The organism is Caulobacter henricii (assembly GCF_001414055.1).
Classification (GTDB): Bacteria; Pseudomonadota; Alphaproteobacteria; order Caulobacterales; family Caulobacteraceae; genus Caulobacter; species Caulobacter henricii.
On record NZ_CP013002.1, the window covers coordinates 747140 to 768250 of the forward strand.

Consider the following 21111-nt stretch of genomic DNA (forward strand, 5'->3'; position numbering starts at 1 on the left):
ATTAGCCGATCAGCCCTGGATCGTTCCGCTTCAGCCAGGCCGCCGCGTAGGAGCAGATCGGGACGATCTTGCAGTCCTCGGCGCGGGCGACTTCGGCGATCTGGGCCATCAGGCGGCCGGCTGCGCCTTGGCCGCGCAGGGCCGGGTCGCTCTCGACATGGGGGATGACGAGGCGACCGGGCTCGCGGCGATAGTCGGCAAAGGACAGCAGGCCTTCGGTCTCGAGCTCGAAACGGGCCCGGGTCGTGTTGTCGCGGAAGGCGTCGGTCATGACAGCGGGACCTAAACCAGCTCGATCGCCATGGCCGTGGCCTCGCCACCGCCGATGCACAGGGACGCCATGCCCTTCCTGCCACCCCGCGCCTGCAGGGCGCTGATCAGGGTGCAGAGGATCCGCGCGCCCGAGGCGCCGATCGGATGGCCCAGGGCGCAGGCCCCGCCATTGACGTTCAGCCTGTCGGCGGAAAAGCCCAGCTCCTGCTGGGCGATCATGGCGACCACGGCGAAGGCTTCATTGACCTCCCAGAGGTCGACATCGGAAACCTCCCAGCCTGCCTTCTTCAGCGCCTTGCGCATGGCCGGAACCGGGGCGGTGGTGAACAGGCCGGGCTCATGGGCGTGGGCGGCGTGGGCGGCGACGCGGGCGACGACCTTCAGGCCCAGGCGGTCGGCCACGCTCTGGCGGGTCATGACCAGGGCAGCGGCACCGTCACTGATCGAACTGGAGTTGGCGGCCGTAATGCCGCCGTCGCGGCTGAAGGCCGGGCGCAGGGTCGGGATCTTGGCGGGATCGGCCTTCAGGGGCTGCTCGTCCTGCTCGACTACCTCGGTGCCCTTGCGGGTGGTGACCGTGACCGGGGTGATCTCGGCCTTGAAGGCCCCGCCCTCGATGGCGGCCTTGGCCTTCATCAGGCCCCGGGTCGCATAGTCGTCCATGGCCTCGCGGCTGAACTGATAGGTGGCAGCGGAGTCCTCGGCAAAGGCCCCCATCAGCTTGCCCGGCGTATAGGCGTCCTCGAGACCGTCCAGATACATGGAGTCCCACATCTGGTCGTGACCGATGCGGGCCCCGGCCCGGTGTTTGGACAGCAGGTAGGGCGCGCCGGTCATGCTCTCCATGCCGCCGGCCACGATCAGGTCGGCGCTGCCGGCGGCCAGGGCGTCATGGGCCATGATCGCCGCCTGCATGCCGCTGCCGCACATCTTGTTGACCGTGGTGGCCTCGACCGACAGCGGCAGGCCCGCGCCGACGGCCGCCTGGCGGGCAGGGGCCTGGCCGAGGCCGGCCGGCAGGACGCAGCCCATGAAGATCTGCTCGACCAGATCGCCCGACACCCCGGCCCGCTCAATGGCCGCCTTCACCGCGGCCGCGCCCAGCTCGGTCGCCTTGACCCCGCCAAGTGCGCCCTGAAAGCCGCCCATCGGGGTGCGGGCGAACGAGACGATGACGACGGGATCGACGGCCTGGGACATGGATGGTCTCCGGATTTGAGAATTTCGGGGCGGAATAGACCCTGTGATGCCTGTGGCGCGCAAGTGAATTGCAGAAAGGGGAGGCGAGGTCGGAAACGGATCGGCGATCCTCGCCTCCAAGGGGGCAACCGAGGTAGTCAGTTGTGATAAAAAACCTACCGCCGTTCATCCTCAAACGCAACGCTCTCTTGCATTCCCCGAAGGAACGCCGCACCTTCGGATCATGGGCCGCACCGCCGACTACACCAACGAACGCTGCAGCATCGCCGCCACCCTTGAGGTCGTGGGCGATCCCTGGACCCTCCTGATCCTGCGCGATGCGTTCGGCGGCGTGAAGCGCTTCGAGCAATGGCAGGAACGGCTGGGCGTCGCCCGCAACGTGCTGGCCTCGCGGTTGAAGAGCCTGGTCGCCCACGGGGTGATGGAGGCGCAGCGCTATTCCGAGCGGCCGCCTCGTCAGGAATATGTTCTGACCGCCAAGGGGCGCGATCTCAGTCCCGTGCTGCTGACCATGGCCGAATGGGGCGATCAGCATGTCTATGGCCTGGGTAATGGTCCGGTGCACTTCGTGCACAAGACTTGCGGCCATGATTTCCATCCCCGGATAGCCTGTGAGGCCTGTGGCGAGGTGATCGACAGCGCGGACCTGAAGCGGGTCGTCCACGATACGTCCCAGACCGTCGGCGAGGCCCTGGAGGCCGTAAAGGTCGCCGCCGAATAGCCCAGGCTTGGGCCAATTTGTCGCATGCGACGTCTGGCCCCGGGCTTACCGAATATTCAGGGCTTGTCCTGCATCCTGATCGGCAGTCCGGGGGCAGGCATTGATGGCGACCGTCAAGACTATCGCGCGTATCTTCTCGGTCCGTCAGGACCGTCCGGACCTGCTGATGGCCCAGGCGGCGGCCTTCACCCGCCAGGTGCCGATGATGTACCTGGTGCTGCTGGTCAATGCTTTCGCCCTGGCCGCCACCCATTTCAAGTCCGCGCCGCTCAGCCTGACAGTCGGTGGCCCGATCTGCCTGACCCTGATCTGCGTCTGGCGCATGGTCGGCTGGATGCGCCTGCGCCACCACGGCTTTGACGCCGCCCGGGCCGGCAAGATGCTGCGCGGGACGGTCGTGGCTGCCGGGGGGCTATCGGTTTGCTTCAGCGCCTGGTCGCTGTCGCTCTATCCCTATGGCGACGCCTATCAGCAGAGCCATGTGGCCTTCTACATGGCCATCACCGTGATCGCCTGCATCTTTTCCCTGATGCACCTGCGCGCGGCCGCTCTCGTGGTCACCCTGGTTGTCCTGGGGCCCATGGCCCTGTTCTTCGGCCTGAGCGGCAAGCCGGTGTTTGCCGCCATCTCGGTCAATGTGGTCGTGGTCGCGGCCGTGATGATCGTGATCCTGTTGATTCACTATCGCGAGTTCTCCGACCTGGTGGCGTCGCGCAGCGCCCTGATCGAAAAGGCTGCTCAGGCCCAACAGTTGAGCGATGAAAATGACCGTCTGGCCAATCTCGACAGCCTGACCGGCCTGCCCAATCGCCGGCGGTTCTTCGCCGAGCTGGACGCCCATGTGGCCCGGGCCCGCCGCTATGACCGCAGTCTGCTGGTCGGGGTCATCGACCTGGACGGTTTCAAGCCGATCAATGACGCCTTTGGCCATGCCACGGGCGATCGACTGTTGACCGAGGTCGGTCGGCGTCTGGAGGCCTTCGGCGCGCCCCCGCTTTTCGCGGCCCGGCTCGGCGGCGACGAATTCGGCCTGATCATCGATGCCCATCTGACGCCGGACGCCGTTCGGGCACTCGGACGCGATCTCTGTGACCTGCTGCGCGCGCCGTATCGCCTGCCGGGGGTCACCGCCCAGGTCGGCGGCTCGGTCGGATTCTGCGCCTTCCCGGCCGGAGGCCAGACCAGCGAGCAGTTGTTCGAACGGGCCGACTACGCCCTCTATCACGCCAAGCAGAACCTCAAGGGCACGGCCGTCGTCTTCGACGAGCGTCACGAGGCAGACATCCGCGAACTGAGCCGCGTCGAACAGGCGCTTCGCCGGGCCAATCTCGAGTCAGAACTGCACATCCATTTCCAGCCCATCGTCGACACCAGTGCCAAGCGCACGGTCGCCTTCGAAGCCCTGGCCCGCTGGTCGAGCCCGGAACTGGGCGATGTGCCGCCGGGCGTCTTCATCGATGCGGCCGAGCGCTCGGGTCAGATCGTCGAGATTACCCGGATCCTGGTGGCCAAGGCCCTCAGCGCGGTCCGCAGCTGGCCGATGGACATGCGGGTTTCGATCAATCTGTCGGCCCGTGACATCGCCTCGATGGAGTCGGTCGCTCGCCTTGTCGACATCGTGCAGGAGAGCCAGGTCGCCCCGCACCGCATCGATTTCGAGATCACCGAAACGGCGATTGTCTGTGATTTCGACCAGGCGCGCGCCGCCCTGATGACCTTCCATGCCCTGGGGGTCCGCACGGCCCTGGATGACTTTGGCACCGGCCATTCCAGCCTTAGCCATGTCCGACTGCTGCCGCTGGACAAGCTGAAGATTGACGCCAGCTTCATTGCCGACATCGATCACCACGCCGCCAGCGAGGATATCGTCAAGACCGTGCTGCAGCTTTGCCGCAACCTGCGGATCGACTGTGTCGTCGAGGGCGTGGAGACCGAGGACCAGCTGGACAAGGTCATGTCCCTGGGCGGGGTGGTCATGCAGGGCTATCATTTTGCCCGACCGATGCCGGCCTCCAGCGTCGCGACCTATCTGTCGGAGGAGGCCGCCATCGCGATCGCCCACAATGGCGTGCGCCCGACCGCCGCCCAGCGCGCCGCGCGCCTCTGGTTCGACGAGGACGGCCTGCAGGGTCTGGGCTAGGGCGCTCGACGCGCCCTAGGCTGAAACCAGTCCCGGCAAGGCGGCGGCGTGGGGCGACATGGCCTCGGCAGTCTGGCGGAGCTCGCGACGGATCTGTTCGAACTCCGTGGCCACACGGTCGATATCATGCAGGTCCACGAGCGGGTCGTAGGTGCGGGGACGTATGCCCTGGCCCTCGAGGACCGCCTGCCAGCTGGTGGCCGTGAACATCTCCTCGGGATGCTGGGAGAGCCGACCGCAGGCCCGGAACAGGGCCAGTCGGCGGGTCAGGGTTTCGGGCAGGACCATCTCCCGCCGGTCCCGCCAAAGCGGTTCGTCCCTCTGGTTGGCGTGATAGTGAAGGACAATGAAATCGCGGATGCGCTCGAAATCGAGCTGGATGCGGTCGTTGTAGTCGTCGGCCTGGACCGGATCCCAGGCCTTGCCGGGAAAGGCCGAAAGGAACTTCAGAAGCCCGGCCTGGATCATGTGGATGCTGGTCGATTCCAGGGGCTCGATGAAGCCGCTGGCCAGGCCCAGGCTCAGCACATTCTTGTTCCAGGCCTTCCTGCGCCGTCCGGTAACGAACCTCAGGCGGTTGGGTTCGGCCAGAACGGTTCCGCCCAGGCTGGCGCGCAGGGTCGCCTCGGCCGTGTCGTCGTCGATGTAGCGGCTGGAATAGACATAGCCATTGCCGTCGCGGTGCTGCAGCGGAATGTTCCAGATCCAGCCGCCGGCCTGGGCCGTTGACCGCGTAAAGGGCGACGGCTCGCCCTCGCGCGTGCAGGGCATGGCCATGGCCCGATCGCAGGGCAGCCAGTGAGACCAGTCCTCGTAGCCGGTCTTCAGGGCCTCCTCGATCAGCAGGCCGCGAAAGCCAGAGCAGTCGATGAAGAAGTCACCGGCGACGCGGCGGTCGCCGTCCAGCCTCAGGGCCTCGATGAAGCCGTCCTCGCCGCGCTGATCGACGCTGACGACCTTGCCTTCGATGCGGTTGACGCCCAGGCGCTCGGCATAGGTCCTCAGATATCGGGCATAGAGGCCGGCATCGAAGTGAAAGGCCGAGCCGAAGGTCGACAGGGGCGAGCGCGGATCCTGGCTCTGTTGGCCAAAGCGGCCCCGCCGTGCGGCCTGGGCGCAGAGCGAATAGTCTTCCAGTGCGCCCGCCTTGCCCAAGCCTGACAGCTTCAGCCAGTACTGATGGAAATAGCCGGGGTCGGGGGCGGTCCCATAGACGCCGAAAGGATGGAAGTAGGCTTCGCCGGGCCGGGTCCAGCCGCGGAACTCGATCCCCAGCTTGTAGGTACCCTTGGTTTCGCGGACGAACTCGGCCTCGTTCAGGCCCAGGGTCTGGTTGAAGCCGCGAATGGGCGGAATGGTGGCTTCGCCGACTCCCACCGTGCCGATCTCGGCGGACTCGACGAGGGTAATCGCGCAGCGCCGGCCCAGGGCGCGGGCCAGCAGGGCCGCCGCCATCCAGCCGGCCGTGCCGCCGCCCAGAATGGTGATGGCACCTGGCAGGTTGTCGGTCTGGGGATTGATCACGGGCTAGCTCCTCAGGCGCTGGCGATCATGATCGGCCACGCGCCGGACACAAGTCCGGGACCGCCTCGCAGGAAGGCGGCCCCGGTGAAGTTTAAACGGAGGGTGGGGGAGACCAAAGCCCTCCGTCAGTACAGGTTACAGTCCGAGCTTGAACCGGGCGCCGATCGAGACGCGACGGTCGCCGCCGACAAAGCGGAACGGCAGGCCCGGGAACTGCAGGTAGGTTTCGGCGTCCTGCTTGGTCAGGTTCGACCCTTCCAGGGTGAGCTTGAGGGCCGGGGTCACCTCAAAGGCGACCTGGCCATCCAGCTGGCCATAGGCCTTGTTGTAGATCCCCAGGGTGTGGACGTCGTTGCCCGAACCGAAGCCGAAGTTGCCCAGATAGGCCTTGTCACGCCAGGCATAGGAGAGGCGCGACGAGAACGGACCGGCTTCATAATAGCCCTGCACGTTGAAGGCCGACTTGGACACGCCCGGGATCGGCAGGCTCTTGGAGTAGTCGTTGCTGTAGGGCGACTTGGAGTCCGAGTAGGTATAGTTGGCCGTGAAGCCGAACCCGAAGTCGAAGGCGTACTGAGCCTGGAGTTCAACACCCTTGATGGTGCCGCCCTGGCCGTTGACCACCGATGAGAACGGCCCGACCGAGCTGCCCGCCACCGACTGGTCCTTCACCGAGACGCTGTAGGTGTTGGAGACGATGAACGAGTCCACGGTCTTGTAGAAGAAGCCGCCCGAGATCAGGCCCTGGGGACCGAAGTAGCGCTCATAGGCGACGTCGAACTGCGAGGCCCGGAAGGGGTCGAGGTTCGGATTGCCGCCGCTGCCGTTGGTGTAGAGGAACTTGTCCAGGTTCGGGCCGGGGTTGGACGAGCGCGTGAAGTTGTACGAAGCGCCCTGGCCGAGGTCGAACAGGTTCTGGGACGAGACCACGCGGGCCGCGCTGGCGCGGACCTTGTCGGTGTCATTGATCTCGAACACGCCCGACAGGCTGGGCAGGACGTCGGTGTATTCACGAACCGTACGCGAGGCGTCTGGGTTCTTGAGAACGCCGTTCCAGCTGTCGGTGCCCCACCACAGTGGCGTGACCGGCGTGTTGGAAGCTTCGATGACCAGCTTGGTGTGAACGATCCGGACGCCGGCATTGATGTGATAGGCGTCGTCCGCGTCGCCCAGGTCGGCCATGGCATAGGACGATGTGGTCTTGTCGCTGATCTTGAAGGACTCGATGGGGTCCTTGTAGAAGCCGAACTTGGTCGAGGGGTAGAGCGACTGGATCCAGTCGACCGGATTCTTCATCTGGCCGTAGTCCTGGAAGATCGCCGTAACGCCGTTGACGTTGGCCGTGACCGCACGCGACGGATTGGTCGCTGCCGTCTGGTAAGGCGTGATGACGGCCGGCGAGTTGCCGAAGCGCGAGCAGCCAAAGGTGGCGATGTCGCACTTCTTGAGGCCGATGGCACCGTCCTGGAAGTAGCCGAGCGGCGTCCAGTCCACGAAGGTGCCGCCCACGGTCGTGCCCTGGGCCGTCGCCGGCAGTTCGCCCTTGGCCGAGTAGTCGGCGAGATAGCGGCCATAGGTCGAGTCGATCTTGCGGTCGGAGTAGCGAGCTCCGAAGCTAAAGACCAGGCCGGCCTCTTCGGCGAAGCTCGGCGTGTACTTGAAGTCGCCGGTGAGCGCCGTGTCCTTGATCTCGGTCTTGTCACCGAAGGCCCAGTGCGACTTGAAGAACACCGAGGTCGGTGTCGCCATCGCCGTCGCCAGCGCCGCCGAAGGCGTGAAGGTGGGATAGGCGCCGTTGGTGAAGCCGTAGGTCGCGACCAGCGGAGCAGTGGCATTGGGCGCGAAACCGCTGAGGCCGTTGCGCACACCGTACTGCGTGTAGCGCGTGTCGACCTGGCCGGAGTTCGAGGCGTAGTCCGACTTGGACACTGCAGCGCGGACCTTGCCGGTCAGAGGGCCGCCATTGTCCCAGTTGGCCACAACCTGGAAGTTGTCGGTCTTGGCTTCGGCGTCCTTGGCGAAGGTGTCACCTTCCGACGAGTTGGCCGTGACATTGCCCGACTGCAGGATGCCGTCGTTGATGACCAGGCCCTGGGTATTGTAGGTCGCGTTTTCGTTGGCGTAGGCCCACTTCAGCGAGTGCTCGCCGGTAAAGATCTTCAGATCCGAGTGGAACCAGTCGGCCTGGACCGACAGCGAGTCAGAGACGCGCAGGTCGGCGTTCAGCGAGAAGGCTGTCCGTTCACGCTCCTGATGGCGGTTGTTGGTGTAGCGATATTCGGGCGACCAGACATTGGCGGTGCCGGAGGCCACCTGGGTGTTGCCGTTCGCCGTGTTGCGCGACTTGAAGGCCCAGTTGCCACGGTTCTCGCCGCTCAGGATCTCGGTATCGACATTGGTCTGATCCCACGAGAAGCTGCCGAGCAGGCCGAAATTGTCGCTGAACTTGTGGCCCAGAACGACCGAGACCTGGGGCTTGGCCTTGCCCTTGAAGGAGCCCTGATTGTAGCGCAGGTCGGCCGAGAGGGTGGTGTCATTGCGCAGGTCGAGTGCGTTGCGGGTCTTCAGGTTGACCGTACCGCCAAGGCCGCCTTCGATCACGTCGGCACGGGGCGACTTGATGACGTCCACACCGGCCAGCAGATCGGACGGGATGCCTTCCAGGGAGTTGGTCTGCTTGGCGTTGCCTTCGCCGAGACGGAAGGCTTCAAGGCCGGACAGGAAGGTGTCGCCGTTCAGCAGGGTGACGTTCTGGTCGAGGCCGCGGATGCGGACCTTGGTACCCTGGCCATTTTCCCGGTCGATCTGAACGCCGGGCAGGCGCTGCAGCGACTCCGAGATGTTCTGGTCGGGGAACTTGCCCATGTCCTCGGCGGTGACCGACTCGATGATCAGGTTGGAGTTCTTCTTGACGTTCAGCGCATTGGCCAGCGACGCCCGGAAGCCGGTCACCACGACGGCGTCGACCTCGGTCGAGGCCGGAGCGGGGGCCTGCTGCGCATAGGCGTGGCCTGCCGTGATCATGGCTAGAGCCGATGTCGCCGTGAGCAGTGTCGCCCGGGACCTGTTGAATGAGTTTTTCAAGACCTTGTACCCCTCTGCCTAGTTGACGCGTGGAGCCGCACGCCCTGAGGGATGCCCTCAGGGTGGAACCACGCTTGCTGTTGGGATGCCTGACGCACCCTCCCTCTGCTGATCCCGGCATCTCTTCGGAGCCGGTGACTTGAGCCGCGTGGCCCAAAGGCAGCGCTGTCTATTGATGGAGACAGCGCTGTCAGCAAAAGCCAAATAGCATTGTTCAAATTCTTATTGCAAGTTGTTTTAATTGGTCTGACTCGGATCTGTCCGGCCAAACGTTCCGGGGACAGGGTCGCCGGGTGGATTTGCGGGAGACGTCGTAACTTGGTCAGTCAGATCGCCCCAGGCCGAACCATGCGGCGGCGAAGTGTCGGGGCAAGTTTCTCAGGCACCAATCTGGAGCGGGCCGGCGACCACAACCAACGTGTGACCCTGCAAGCCATCCGCGCCCGTGGACCGGTCACCCGGATTGATCTGGCCGAAGTCACGGGCCTGACCCCTCCCGCAGTGGCCAACATCACAAAACGTCTCATGGACCTGGGATTGGTGAGCGAGGCCGGCCGGCTCTATGGCGGGCGTGGACAGCCTGCCATGACCCTGGTCGCCAATCCGGAGGGGTGTTTCGCGATCGGGGTTCACATCGACCGCGACCATATCACCGCCACCCTGGTGGATTTTGCCGGAGAGGTTCGCGCCCGGGCCAGCCAGGAAATCGCCTTCCCCCTGCCGGAGGACGTGTCGCGATTCTGGGCCGGTGACGGCGGTCGGGGCCTGCTGGCGGCCTTGCCCTATCCTGACCGCCTGCTCGGGGTCGGCGTCGCCTTGCCGGATGATTTCGGCAAGGTCGCCCTGCCCAATCGGCCGGCCAGTTTCGAGGCCTGGAATACCCTTGAACCGGCCAGCCTGTTTGCCCTGCCTGGCGGTCCTCCGGTGTTTGTCGAAAACGATGCCGCCGCCGCCGCCCTGGCCGAGCTGCAGTTTGGCCATGGCCTACGCAAGCCGAGCTTTTTCTACATCCTGATCGCCGCCGGTCTGGGCGGCGGCATGGTGATCGAGGGCGAACACTTCCGCGGTGACGATGGTCGCAGCGGCGAACTGGGCTTTCTGCCCATGCGCAATGCGCCTGCAGGGGCGTCAGTGCAGTCGGTGGTTTCGATGTCGGCCCTCTTTGCGCGCCTTGAGGCCGGGGGCTTTTCGGTGGTGGATCCCGGCGCTCTGCTCGACCTGCCGGCTCAGGGGCAGGCGCTCATTGGCGCGTGGATTGAAAGCGCGGCCGACGCCCTGATCGACCCCATGGTCAATATCAGCTGCCTGATCAATCCCGAGGCGGTCTATCTGGGCGGACGGCTACCGGCCGAGATCGTCGACCGGCTCGCGGCGGCACTCAACAGTCGGCTGGATGCGCTGACCGGTATCCCCGCCATGGCCAAGGCGCGGCGGGCGGCGACCTCGGCGGATGGCCCCGCCATTGGCGCGGCCATCCTGCCGATTATCGATCAACTCCTGCCTTCGCGCGCGACCCTGCGGAAGGTCGCCACGCCCTGATCACGGCAGTGAGGCCGAAGTCGGCGTGACGTTCCAGCCCCGCAAGGCCAGATCAAGTTTGTCGTTCGCCGCCCTGACCGGATAACGGACCTCGACGGTGCGCCGCTCCCCGGGCGCGAGGGTCAGGTAGTTGTCGCTGTAATAGGCCGGCAGAACCGCTCGTCCGTCGCTGGTCTTCAGGGTGAGTTTCAGATTCAGGACGGGGGCGGGGCTGGTATTGGTCACCTCGGCGACGGCCACGGCCTCGGCACCCTCGACGCGGCGGCGGATCTTCAACGACACTGCTTGGGAAGGCATGGCCGAGAGCTTGCGCGACCCTGCGGCGTCTCCTGCGATCCAGTAGGCATTGTTGGCCAGGGCCTGGCCTTGGGCCGAGGCAAGGTCGAGGCGGACGATGACCGCACCCTCGGTGGCCAGGGTGGCCTTAAGCTCCAGGGCCTTGCCGACGCTGACGCTGTCTGCCCCGGCGGACAGGATGACGACATGGTCCGACAGCAGGCGACCGTCGAGGGCAAACACCCTGACCCGCGTCCTGGCGTTGACGAGATTGATCGCGCCATTATTGACCAGGGCCAGGCGGTGGTCGGCCAGGCTCATCTGGATATGGACGGTCTCGGCGGCCTTCTTCACCCCATAGAAGGAACCGTGGGTGTCGTAGTCATGGCTGTAGATCTGCCACATGGTGCTCGGCCAGGCGGCGTGGGTCATCCACAGCAGCCGTCCGGACGATTTGGTCCACAGCTCGGCATTCATCCCTTCGAACATCGCCCGGTGGGTCTCGTAGTTCATCAGCTGGGCTTTGCGCTCGAAGTCCTCAAGGCTGGTCGCAGGGCCGAGCTTGGCGGCCATGGCGTCCTGGAAGCTCTTGACCGCGCCGTTCCCGGTCGGATGCCAGTCGTGATAGGCCCAGCTGTCGCTGATCGGCCAGAGATCCTCTTGCGGGACTGCGGCCTTGAAGGCCTCCAGCGTCGGGAAGGACGGCGTACCGACCTCCACTGAAAAGCCCTTGGCGTGCTCGCTGAAATAGGTGTCTGGCTCGCGATAATTGTAGGGGCCGCTGTTCTGCAGGTTCACCCGATTGGAGCTGCCCGTGTACCAGCGGGTGCCGTCCAGATCGTGGACGAGGGCTTCCAGTCCCTCATTGAGGATCGGCTGCGGGACGCCTTCGTTACGGCCGAACCACAGGGCGATCGAAGGGTGGTTGCGGAACCGCTTGATGACGTCGGCCGCGTTGGCCAGGAACAGCGGAACATCCTGTGGCTCAAGCTGATAGTCCTGGGTCGAGGCCCAGAAGTCATTGAGGATCAGCAGGCCGTACTCGTCCGCCAGATCGTAGAACACCTCTTCGGTGTTCTGGCCGACCCAGTTCCGGATGACGTTGAGGTGAGCCTCCCTGTGCAGCCGGAAGTAAGGTTCCAGCCGTTCGCGCTCGACCCGCTTGCGCCAGTCGTCCATGCCCCAGTTGCCGCCGCGGGCCGCGATCCGCCGGCCGTTGACCTTGATCACCAGATGGGGCGACAGGCCGGTTTCCGGGACGTCGCGCACTGCCGGGGACCGGTCGCCTTCGGCGGTCAGTGACGTGGCCCAGCCATCAGGCACCTTGCGGATGCCCTCGTGGCTGCCGTCGGTGACCTTCTGACCCAGTTGCCGGGCCTTGGCGAAGTCCACCTCCACCCGTCGCAGCTGTCCGCCGGGGTTCATCAGCGACAGGTCATAGGTGATCTGGCGCATGCCAAAGCGCAGGGTTTTCCTGTCCGAGTGCTGTCCCTCCGCGCTGGCGGTCAGGGTCAGGGCGTGTAGGGCCGGATCACCATAGCCGTTGGGCCACCACAGCTTGGGATTCCGGACTGACAAGGCCGGAAAGTCTGCCGGTTTGAAGAGGACCTCGGTCAGGCCGGGCGCGGCGAGTACGGTCTTGGCCACGCGCACATCGTCAAAGGTCGCGGTGACGGTGATCTGGGTGGCCTGGTCGCTCAGGTTCTCGACCGGGACGGTGATCTCGACATCGGCCTGGCTATTGTCTGGCTTGGGCAGGGTCGTGATGACCTGGGCGTCGCCAAGCCGGGCCGGGCCGGTCGCGCGCAGGGTGACGTCCTGCCAGATGCCGGTGTTGCGATCCCGGACGCTGGGGATCCAGTCCCACCCTTCGGAGGCGACGAAGGTCGGGCCGTCCAGGGCCATCATGCCGCCGTTCTCGCCGACCCCTGCCGTCAGGGATTCTTCATGGGCAATGCCGGGATGGGGCGGCGGAGACACCCTGACGGCCAGCACGTTGGCCTTGCCGGAGACCAGGGCACCGGTCACATCGAACTGCCCGCGGATGAAGGCCCCCTTGGTTGACCCCAGCCTCTGGCCATTCAGCCAGACCTCGCCGGCATAGTTGATGCCCTTGAAGGTCAGGAGGAGCCGCTTGCCGGACAGGTCCGACGGGGCGTCGAAGGCCGAGCGGTACCAGTAGTCCTGCTTGTTCAGGCTTTCGGGGATCAGGGTGTTGTTGAGACCATGATCGGGATCGGCATAGACGCCACGATCGACCAGGGTCGTCAGAACGGTGCCCGGCACGGTGGCCGCCCGCCAGGCGGCGGCGTCGAAGTCCGGCGTCGAAATCGCCGCGCCGCCGGCCGCCACGCTGGGCGCGTCGATCAACGACCAGCGCTTCAGGGTCCACAGGCCAGGACTGTCGGAGACCAGGGCGGGGCCGGCATAGGCAGGCTTGGCCACAGGGGTGGGCTTTGGTGCCAGGCTGTTGGGCAGGGTCCAGGGGTCCTGTGGCGCGACCTGGCCGTACATCTGTTTCACCTGGACGGGCCAGGTCGGGCTGCCGGTGTCGAACACCGTCAGGGCATCGTCGGGCGGTGAGGCGGCCATGGACGCGATCGCGTCCGGCGTCCGGGCCGTTCCGTCATAGCGGAAGCCCGCCAGATGGCCGGCATAGGGCGAGAAGCCGGGCACCTTGCGCGGAGCCAGGCGCAGGCGGGCCTTAACGGCATCACCCGGCAGGGTTCCCGTTGCGACCGGCTTGCCGTCTATAAACAGGCGCATTGTGCCCTCGGCAAAGACCGCCACAACCTGACGCCATTGGCCCGGGGTCCAGGCTACATCCGCCCGCACGGTCTGTCCGCCGCTGGTCACACCCAGGCCGGCGGCGTCGATCATCAGGTAGCGGCCCTTGCCCACGGGATCGCCGACCCCGGCGATCAGGGCCGGCGTTCCGGGCCGTTCCGATGGCCTTACCCAGGCGCTGAGCGTCCAGGCCGCTTGGGCCGGCAGGACCTTGTCCGGCGCGACTCCGGGAAGGTCGCGGGCAATTTCGTCGCCCCCGGCCGGGAAGGTCACATTGAATGGTCCGACCGCCTGCCGGGCCTGACCGGCTGTTGACGAGGCGATGATGACCGACGCCGTCAGCGCTGTGGCGCGCGCAAATCTTGAGAGCTTGCCCATGATCGTGTCTTCCTCCCTGCGCCGGCGGTGCCTTGCCCGCCCGGCTGCTTTTTGTTGTTCAGGCCAGGCCCGCGGCCAGTTCGGGGATGCCCGCAACCGGCGGGCTGAGGCCCCAGTCGGGCTGTGACCAGAGCATCGCGGCCCCCCGCACGCCGGAGGCGTCGCCCCAGTGCGCGGGGGCCAGCTTCGCGCTCCAGAGATCGGAAAAGACGTGCGGCGCGATTAGGCCGGGCAGGCGCTGATAGAGTGACTCCACCCGCGAAAGCCCGCCGCCAAAGACAAAGATCTCCGGATCGAGAATGTCGCAGATAACCGCCAGGCCACGGCCCAGACGGTCGAACAGGCGGTCCAGGGCCTCCATGGCCTCGGCCTCACCCGCCTCGGCGGCGGCGACAATCTCCTCACCCTTCAGGGTTCGGCCGGTACGGGCCTCATAAGCGCGCCGGAGGCCGGATCCGGACACCCAGGTTTCCAGGCACCCTCGTCGTCCGCACCAGCATTCGGGGCCAGGGGTCTCGTCGGCAGCGGCCCAGGGCAGGGGCAGGTGGCCCCATTCGCCGCCGATCCCGTTGGAGCCTTCGATCAGGCGTCCATCGACCACCAGTCCACCGCCGCAACCCGTTCCCAGGATCACCGCGAAGGCTGTCCTGGCCCCGGCAGCCGCGCCATCGACCACCTCCGACAGGGCCATGCAGTTGGCGTCATTGGCCATGCGGATTGGACGGCCAAGGGCCTCCGCCAGATCCTGGCTCGGCGTGCGATTATTGAGCCAGAGGGTGTTGGCATTGCGGACCCGTCCCGAGCTCGGCGAGATCGAACCGGGTGCGCCAACGCCGACGGAGCCGGGCGATCCCACAGCGGCCTCCGTTTCGACAACGAGGTCCCGGATAGATCTGATAGCGCTGTCATAGCGGTCCGGCGTTGGGGCACGCAGACGCGAAAGATAGCGGCCGTCGGGGGCGAGGGCGGCGACTTCGATCTTGGTGCCCCCGAGGTCTACGCCGATGCGTAGGCCACGACTGTCCGGCCCGACGCCGCGTGCGGCCGTGCTCTCCCCATCCACCGTTTCGCTCCTCGACATTTTGGGCTTAGTCAAAACACGCCGCATATATAAAAACAATTTGTTTTATTATTCTTTGTGCCCGCATCGAGGAGGACCTGTTCAACCCGTGAAGCATCATGCCCTCGCCGCTGCGATCGGGCAGAGGTCTTGGCGACCGGGTGACGTCATCGAGTTCGGGCGGGGCGGAGGCGGTAAGGGGACTCCGGGTCATGGTGTCCGCGAACAGCGCGACCTCGGCGTGCCGTTGAAGTCCTGGTCCAGGGAAACAATCGATCCGGACGCGGACCACGAAGACCTCGTCAAGGGTCTTGGCTGGACGCTGAAAACAATCCTGAATTGAGACCGGCGGGCCAAAATGTCACAGCCCGGTGCCTCGCCCGCTAGATCCTGTGATGGATCAGACCAGTGCCCCAAGGTCTAGACAAGCTGGTGAGCGCCCGCGTTAATCTGCCGCACGACACCTTATGACTTGAGAAATAGGCGCGCGGGTTCCGCCAGAAATTTTCGAAATACTTGAGGTGTGTTTTTCAGAATTCAGCAGCGTCGTCGTTTTCGGTACTCAATTCGTGCCCGTTAACCATCACGGTTCATACGGCATAAACTGCATGGCGCAAAAACTGCAGGCAGGCAAAAGCCCACCGGCAGTCAAAATGACGTCGGATCTCCTCGAATAGGAACCATTCGCAATGGCGCTGAATAGCATCAACACGAACAGCGGCGCGCTTATCGCTCTGCAAAACCTGAACACCACCAACTCGGAACTGTCGAACGTCCAGCAGCGCATCAACACCGGCAAGAAGGTGGGCAGCGCCAAGGACAATGGCGCGATCTGGGCTACGGCCAAGAACCAGTCTTCGATGGCCTCCTCGCTGAACTCGGTGAAGGACTCGCTGCAACGCGGTCAGTCGACCATCGATGTGGCCCTGGCCGCCGGCGACACGATCACCGACCTGCTGGGCAAGATGAAGGAAAAGGCCCTGGCCGCTTCCGACACCTCGCTCAACACCGCCAGCTTCAACGCTCTGAAGTCGGACTTTGAGTCCCTGCGCGATCAGGTGACCAAGGCCGCCACGAACGCCAAGTTCAATGGCGTCAGCATCGCTGATGGCACCACCACCAAGCTGACCTTCCTGGCCAACCAGGACGGCTCGGGCTTCACCATCAACGCCAAGACCCTCTCGCTGGCCGGTATCGGCCTGACGACCACCTCGACCTTCGCTGACGCTACCGCTGCCAAGACCATGATCGCCACGGTGACCACGGCCCTGCAGACGGCGACCAACAAGCTGGCCTCGCTGGGCACCAGCTCGGTCGGCCTGGACACCCACCTGACCTTCGTCGGCAAGCTGCAAGACAGCCTCGACGCCGGTGTGGGCAATCTGGTTGATGCTGACCTGGCCAAGGAAAGCGCCAAGCTGCAGTCGCTGCAAACCAAGCAGCAGCTGGGCGTGCAGGCGCTGTCGATTGCCAACCAGGCATCGTCCTCGATCCTGAGCCTGTTCCGCTAAAGACAAGCGGATAAGAGACGGAAAGGGCGGGTCCTCGGACCCGCCCTTTTTCGTTCAGGGCAGCAGGTTGCGGCGGAGCGCCGGAAACAGCCCGGCCAGGGCCTTTGCCACTTCGGCCGAGACCTGATCGGCCCCTGCCGGGCCCAGATGGGTATAGTCGAAGGCGAGCTTGGGCGTGCCCATGGGTTCGTCGGCAGCGGTCGGCGGCGGGGCAGGTGGAGCAGGGGGGGCAGGTGGAGGCGGAGCGGTTCCGGGGACCACCGGCTCATAGGCCTTGACGCTGATCGTCGTACCACTGCGCGCCGCCTCGACCACGGCGACCGGCGGCGGGACCTGAGCCAGGTCCAGGGCCGCGACAGGGCCCATGGCCTGGACGGAGGCGAAGCTCTGGGCATGCAGATCGATCAGCGGCACGTTCAGGGTAGCAGCCACCTCTCGGATAGCCTGCGCCCAGGGCCCCAGGTCGTCGAGCAGCTTGCCATCCTTGAACTGGCGACGGGTCAGGGGCGTGACCAGCACCGGCTGGCCGCCCGCCGCGCGGACGTCCTCGACATAGCGCTTGAGATTGGCCGGAAACTCGGTGGCCAGGTCCGTGGATCGTCCGGGCTTGCCGGGCTGATCATTGTGACCGAACTGGATCAGCACATAGGTGTCCGCAAACCCCCCGGAGCGGATCTCGTGCAGGGCGAGGGCCCAGGAGCCTTCGGCCCTGTAGCTGCCGCTGGAACGGCCCCCGCGCGCCAGGTTGATGCAGCCGATCACCGAGGTCACGTGCCGCGCACAGAAGCTGCCGCCCCAACCACTTTGCACAGCGGTCGTGGAGTCGCCGATCAGCACGATCTTGGCGGCCTTGAAGACGGGGGGATCGATCCCGGCCGTTGTCTGGGCCTGAGTGGCCGATGCGGCGGCCAACAGCCCTGTGGTCAGGGCCAGGGCTTTCAGGATCATTCCAAACCTCCATCTTCCCGGTGACGGCCGGGACCCAGATTCATCCAGAGCGGTTGCGGACTTCACCCGGGCTCTCAATCCAGCGCGCGATACCGGAAGTTCCGGAACCGCGCCGAGCCCTTGCCGGCGGCGTACAGGCCGGGTTTGAGCATCAGGAAACCGCCGCGCACATTATGGTGGTAGCCGCTGACCTCCATGCCCCGGTCAAACCGTTTCCAGGTCGTTCCGCCGTCTCCGCTGGTGTGGAAGCTGACGATGTGGCGGGTATTGCGCAGCCGCATCAGCATCTTGGCGCCATGCGGATTGGCCGGGCGACCGCGCTCGATGCCGTACTGGTGGGTGACGAAGTTCTTGGCGTCGAACCCCAGGCCGCAATAGAGCTGGCGGTCATAGAACAGGATCAGGCCGGCGCGGGTTTCGGGCTCGATCTCGATCTCGCACTCGATCTCATAGGCCTGGTCGCCATTGACGAAGATCAGGGGCGAGCCGCTGCTGGGGGCCTCGCCTGCGCCCTTCAGGGTCAGGACGCCGTCCTTGCGGCTGATGCGGTCGGCCTCGCCCGGTTTGGGGTCGAAGAAGTTCCACTGCACGCCCAGCTTGTCGGTGGTGAAGTCGTCTGACAGGGCCATGCCGTGCGGGCCAGGCTTGCCGCCTTTTGGCTTGCGCATGGGCTTGGCCAGATCGCCGCCGCCGATGTCGAACCAGCCGTCCTTCGTCCAGGTGACCGGAGCCAGCAGGGTCTGGCGGCCCAGGGTATAAAAGCCGTTTTCATAGCCGTGATAGACGGTCCACCAGTCGCCGCCGGGGCCCTCGACCAGGGTGGCGTGGCCGCGCGACCACCATTTCTCGGCATTGTCGACGGTCCGGACCAGCGGGTTGCGCGGATGGTCTTCCCAGGGCCCTGCCAGGGATTTGGCGCGGGCGACGATGACCATGTGGCCGGTCGGCGGGCCGGCGGTGCCGCCCACGGCGGTGACCAGGTAGTAGTAGTCGCCCTTCTTCATCACCTTGGGGCCTTCGGGCGAGAAGCCCTCGACGTCCCAGTCGTCGGGATAGCGCCACGGATCATAGACGTGCTCGGGCTTGCCGACGGTCGACAGGCCGTCGGGAGCCAGCTGGATGCGGTCGCCGCCCGACAGGAACAGCCAGCGCACGCCCTGCTCGTCGACCACATGGCCGGGATCGATATAGCGGGGCAGTTTCAGGTCGATCGGCTCTGACCACGGCCCCTCGATCCGGTCGGCCCAAATCACATAGCTGGTGTTGTTGCCCGGAAACTTGGCCGGAATGTAGATGTAGTAGCGGCCCTGGTGCTTGCAGATTTCCGGGGCCCAGACCGAGCCGATATTGGCCTTCAGGCTGGCCACCACCGGGGTCCAGTTCACCAGGTCGCGGCTGTGCCAGATCAGCAGGCCCGGATAGGCGTCGAACGAGCTGTGGGTCATGTAGTAGTTGTCTCCGTCCTTTAGGATCGACGGATCGGGCCGGTCGCCGGCCAGGATCGGGTTGAGGAAGGTCCCGTTACCCAGATCGGCCTTGCGCTGGCCCTCTATGCCGCGGGCCCAGGTCGGCACACCTGCAGGGGCTGGACCGGGCAGAGTGCCCATCTGGGCAGCCTGGCCGGCAGCGGGAACGGCGCTGACGGCGGCTCCGGTCAGGAGGGAGCCCAGCGCTCCCCGGCGGCTGATCTGAACCATCGGCGTATCCTTCCCAAGCTCTACAGGGCTGCGCGAACTAAGGCCGCGCTGGCGGTGTTACCGGTCACTAGGCGGCAGGAATCTCGTCTTGTCTACCGGTGTCATCAGCGAGATTTGCCGATAACGCTGTCATGGCTGGACTGGGCAGTGAAGGTGGCGACCATAGAAAAACGCCCGGAAGCGGGGCCTCCGGGCGTTCAGTGTGGGGCTCGCCCCCGCAGGGTGGTGGGTTACCCCACCATGTCTTCCAGCTCGGTGCCGCGGGTTTCCTTGATCAGCTTCTGGACCAGGAAGAACGAGACCACGGCGCTGACCGCATAGAAGCCGTAGGTCAGGGGCAGGCTGAGGGCGGCCAGGGCCGGAAAGCTGACCGAGATGGCGAAGTTGGCGATCCACTGGGCGAAGCCGGCGACGGCCAGGGCCGAGCCGCGCATCTGGTTGGGGAACATCTCGCCCAGCATGACCCACATGACCGGGCCCCAGCTGAGGTTGAAGAACACCACATAGGCATTGGCCGCGACCAGGGCGATCAGGCCGACATTGTCCGCCAGCTGCAGCGACCCATCCACCGTGGTGGCGGTCGAGAAGCACCAGGTCAGGACACCAAGGGTCACGGCCATGCCCGCCGAGCCGATCAGCAGCAGGGGCTTGCGGCCGATCTTGTCGATCAGGGCGATGGCGGCCAGGCAGGCCACGATCGACAGGGTGCCCGACAGGATGTTGATCTTCAGGCTGTCGTCCTCGGTGAAGCCGACCGACTGCCAGAGCACCGACCCGTAGTAGAAGACGATATTGATGCCGACCAGCTGCTGGAACACGGCCAGGACCAGGCCGGCCCAGACGATCGCGCGGATCTTCCGGGTGGCGGGGTCCAGCAGGTCCGAGAAGGTCGGCTTGCGGTCAGCCGACAGGGAGGCGCGGATCTCGGCCACCTTGCGGTCGCCCTGGCCTTCGCCGAACAGGCGCGACAGGATTTTCGAGGCCTCGGCCTCCTTGCCCTTGGCCACCAGATAGCGCGGGCTTTCCGGGATCGAGAGCAGGCTGAAGAAGAAGATCGCGGCCGGGATGACTTGCATCCAGAACATCCAGCGCCAGGCCGGGAAGCCGAGCCAGAACTCGGCGGTCGAGCTGCCGGCGGTATGGGCCAGCACATAGTTGGCCACGAACGCGCCGGTCAGGCCGGTGATGATCATGATCTGCTGCACGGACGAGAGGCGTCCACGGATATTGGCCGGGGTCACTTCCGAGATATAGACCGGGCACAGCACGCTGGCCGCGCCGACGCCCAGGCCGCCGATCAGGCGGAAGGCGATGAAGACCAGCGAGGTATCAGCCGCGCCGGTGCCGATCGCGCTGACCAGAAACAGCAGGGCCGAAATCAGCATCACCGTGCGGCGACCCCAGACGTCGGCGAGGCGGCCGGCGGCAAAGGCACCGATGGCGCAGCCGATCAGGATGGCACCGACATTCAGGCCCGTGCCCAGCTTGCTGAGATTGAAGGCGCTTTCCAGACCCTCCTGGGTGCCGTTGATGACGCCGCTGTCGTAGCCGAACATGAAGCCGCCGATCGTGGCGACGGCCACGATCGCGGCGATGAAGGTCATGTTGACCTTGCCGCCATCGGCGCTCATGCCCGGGCTCGGGCCCGCGCTGGTTACTGAAGCCATTGTTTCCTCCCCGTGGCCCGAGGGCCGTGTTCAACCCCGGAGCGGCCTTAATGAAGCGCTCCTTGCCGGCGACCTTAGTGTTACCGGTATCAGCACGCAAGCGGCGGCATGGGATCACACCGACCGCGACTCGCGCTGACGAAGGGTCAGCCTAGTGCGTTTGTCCGGCGTACCGAAGGCGCGGGTCTTGGCGTGGGCGGTTGTGTCCGGGGCGCCGCATAAACCCGCAGAAGCGAAACATTGCCGAAAAGACATTTGCTACCATTTGAAGCTCAGGCTTTAGCCGGGCGTCCTGCACCGGCGCGT

Annotated in this window: 13 protein-coding genes; 4 read left to right on the plus strand and 9 right to left on the minus strand. The window is 65.5% G+C overall.

Annotated elements, in window-relative coordinates; genetic code table 11:
* Position 1: 1 nt before the first annotated feature.
* A complete protein-coding gene (locus tag AQ619_RS03575; RefSeq protein ID WP_062144356.1) occupies positions 2-271 on the minus strand; it encodes a GNAT family N-acetyltransferase in 270 nt (89 codons plus the stop codon).
* A gap of 11 nt (positions 272-282) precedes the next feature.
* Positions 283-1473, minus strand: coding sequence for an acetyl-CoA C-acyltransferase (locus AQ619_RS03580; protein WP_062144360.1), 1191 nt, complete (start codon positions 1471-1473; stop codon positions 283-285).
* Positions 1474-1696: 223 nt separating this feature from the next.
* Here AQ619_RS03580 and AQ619_RS03585 point away from each other — a divergent pair, with 223 nt between their 5' ends.
* Positions 1697-2194: a winged helix-turn-helix transcriptional regulator gene (locus AQ619_RS03585; protein ID WP_062144363.1), complete on the plus strand. Its 498-nt coding sequence runs from the start codon at positions 1697-1699 to the stop codon at positions 2192-2194.
* Positions 2195-2297: 103 nt separating this feature from the next.
* Positions 2298-4334: a putative bifunctional diguanylate cyclase/phosphodiesterase gene (locus tag AQ619_RS03590; RefSeq protein ID WP_084745742.1), complete on the plus strand. Its 2037-nt coding sequence runs from the start codon at positions 2298-2300 to the stop codon at positions 4332-4334.
* A gap of 15 nt (positions 4335-4349) precedes the next feature.
* On the opposite strand, the gene AQ619_RS03595 is transcribed toward AQ619_RS03590, so the two are convergent.
* Both AQ619_RS03595 and AQ619_RS03600 read right to left on the minus strand, forming a co-directional pair.
* On the minus strand, positions 4350-5858 hold the full coding sequence (locus AQ619_RS03595) for a tryptophan halogenase family protein (RefSeq protein WP_236849528.1): 1509 nt from the start codon (positions 5856-5858) through the stop codon (positions 4350-4352).
* A 135-nt stretch (positions 5859-5993) separates the two neighbouring features.
* Positions 5994-8882, minus strand: a complete 2889-nt coding sequence (locus tag AQ619_RS03600; protein WP_062144366.1) for a TonB-dependent receptor — start codon at positions 8880-8882, stop codon at positions 5994-5996.
* A gap of 408 nt (positions 8883-9290) precedes the next feature.
* On the opposite strand from AQ619_RS03600, the gene AQ619_RS03605 reads away from it, so the two are divergent.
* Positions 9291-10481, plus strand: a complete 1191-nt coding sequence (locus tag AQ619_RS03605) for an ROK family transcriptional regulator (protein ID WP_062151248.1) — start codon at positions 9291-9293, stop codon at positions 10479-10481.
* Here AQ619_RS03605 and AQ619_RS03610 read toward each other — a convergent pair whose 3' ends face one another.
* Positions 10482-13922, minus strand: coding sequence for a glycosyl hydrolase 2 galactose-binding domain-containing protein (locus tag AQ619_RS03610; RefSeq protein WP_084745744.1), 3441 nt, complete (start codon positions 13920-13922; stop codon positions 10482-10484).
* A gap of 58 nt (positions 13923-13980) precedes the next feature.
* Positions 13981-15003, minus strand: a complete 1023-nt coding sequence (locus AQ619_RS03615; protein ID WP_084745746.1) for an ROK family protein — start codon at positions 15001-15003, stop codon at positions 13981-13983.
* A gap of 668 nt (positions 15004-15671) precedes the next feature.
* On the opposite strand from AQ619_RS03615, the gene AQ619_RS03625 reads away from it, so the two are divergent.
* Positions 15672-16493 (plus strand): flagellin, encoded by an 822-nt coding sequence (locus tag AQ619_RS03625; protein ID WP_062144374.1) that lies wholly within the window; start codon positions 15672-15674, stop codon positions 16491-16493.
* A gap of 54 nt (positions 16494-16547) precedes the next feature.
* On the opposite strand, the gene AQ619_RS03630 is transcribed toward AQ619_RS03625, so the two are convergent.
* The 3 genes from AQ619_RS03630 to AQ619_RS03640 form a co-directional block, all read right to left on the minus strand.
* Entirely contained in the window at positions 16548-17441 is an 894-nt protein-coding gene (locus tag AQ619_RS03630; RefSeq protein WP_062144376.1) for a rhamnogalacturonan acetylesterase, read from the minus strand.
* Between the two features lie 74 nt (positions 17442-17515).
* Positions 17516-19138 (minus strand): family 43 glycosylhydrolase, encoded by a 1623-nt coding sequence (locus AQ619_RS03635; protein WP_062144379.1) that lies wholly within the window; start codon positions 19136-19138, stop codon positions 17516-17518.
* A gap of 230 nt (positions 19139-19368) precedes the next feature.
* Positions 19369-20805 carry a sugar porter family MFS transporter gene (locus AQ619_RS03640; protein ID WP_062144383.1) on the minus strand — a complete coding sequence of 479 codons (1437 nt, stop codon included), beginning with the start codon at positions 20803-20805 and terminating at the stop codon, positions 19369-19371.
* Between the last annotated feature and the right edge of the window lie 306 nt (positions 20806-21111).

What these genes read in the sequence shown, in the direction of transcription:
- AQ619_RS03575 (WP_062144356.1), bottom strand. Translation starts at nt 271, where the DNA reads ATGACCGACGCCTTCCGCGACAACACGACCCGGGCCCGTTTCGAGCTC.
- AQ619_RS03580 (WP_062144360.1), bottom strand. Translation starts at nt 1,473, where the DNA reads ATGTCCCAGGCCGTCGATCCCGTCGTCATCGTCTCGTTCGCCCGCACC.
- AQ619_RS03585 (WP_062144363.1), top strand. Translation starts at nt 1,697, where the DNA reads ATGGGCCGCACCGCCGACTACACCAACGAACGCTGCAGCATCGCCGCC.
- AQ619_RS03590 (WP_084745742.1), top strand. Translation starts at nt 2,298, where the DNA reads ATGGCGACCGTCAAGACTATCGCGCGTATCTTCTCGGTCCGTCAGGAC.
- AQ619_RS03600 (WP_062144366.1), bottom strand. Translation starts at nt 8,882, where the DNA reads ATGATCACGGCAGGCCACGCCTATGCGCAGCAGGCCCCCGCTCCGGCC.
- AQ619_RS03605 (WP_062151248.1), top strand. Translation starts at nt 9,291, where the DNA reads ATGCGGCGGCGAAGTGTCGGGGCAAGTTTCTCAGGCACCAATCTGGAG.
- AQ619_RS03610 (WP_084745744.1), bottom strand. Translation starts at nt 13,922, where the DNA reads ATGGGCAAGCTCTCAAGATTTGCGCGCGCCACAGCGCTGACGGCGTCG.
- AQ619_RS03615 (WP_084745746.1), bottom strand. Translation starts at nt 15,003, where the DNA reads ATGTCGAGGAGCGAAACGGTGGATGGGGAGAGCACGGCCGCACGCGGC.
- AQ619_RS03625 (WP_062144374.1), top strand. Translation starts at nt 15,672, where the DNA reads ATGGCGCTGAATAGCATCAACACGAACAGCGGCGCGCTTATCGCTCTG.
- AQ619_RS03630 (WP_062144376.1), bottom strand. Translation starts at nt 17,441, where the DNA reads ATGATCCTGAAAGCCCTGGCCCTGACCACAGGGCTGTTGGCCGCCGCA.
- AQ619_RS03635 (WP_062144379.1), bottom strand. Translation starts at nt 19,138, where the DNA reads ATGGTTCAGATCAGCCGCCGGGGAGCGCTGGGCTCCCTCCTGACCGGA.
- AQ619_RS03640 (WP_062144383.1), bottom strand. Translation starts at nt 20,805, where the DNA reads ATGGCTTCAGTAACCAGCGCGGGCCCGAGCCCGGGCATGAGCGCCGAT.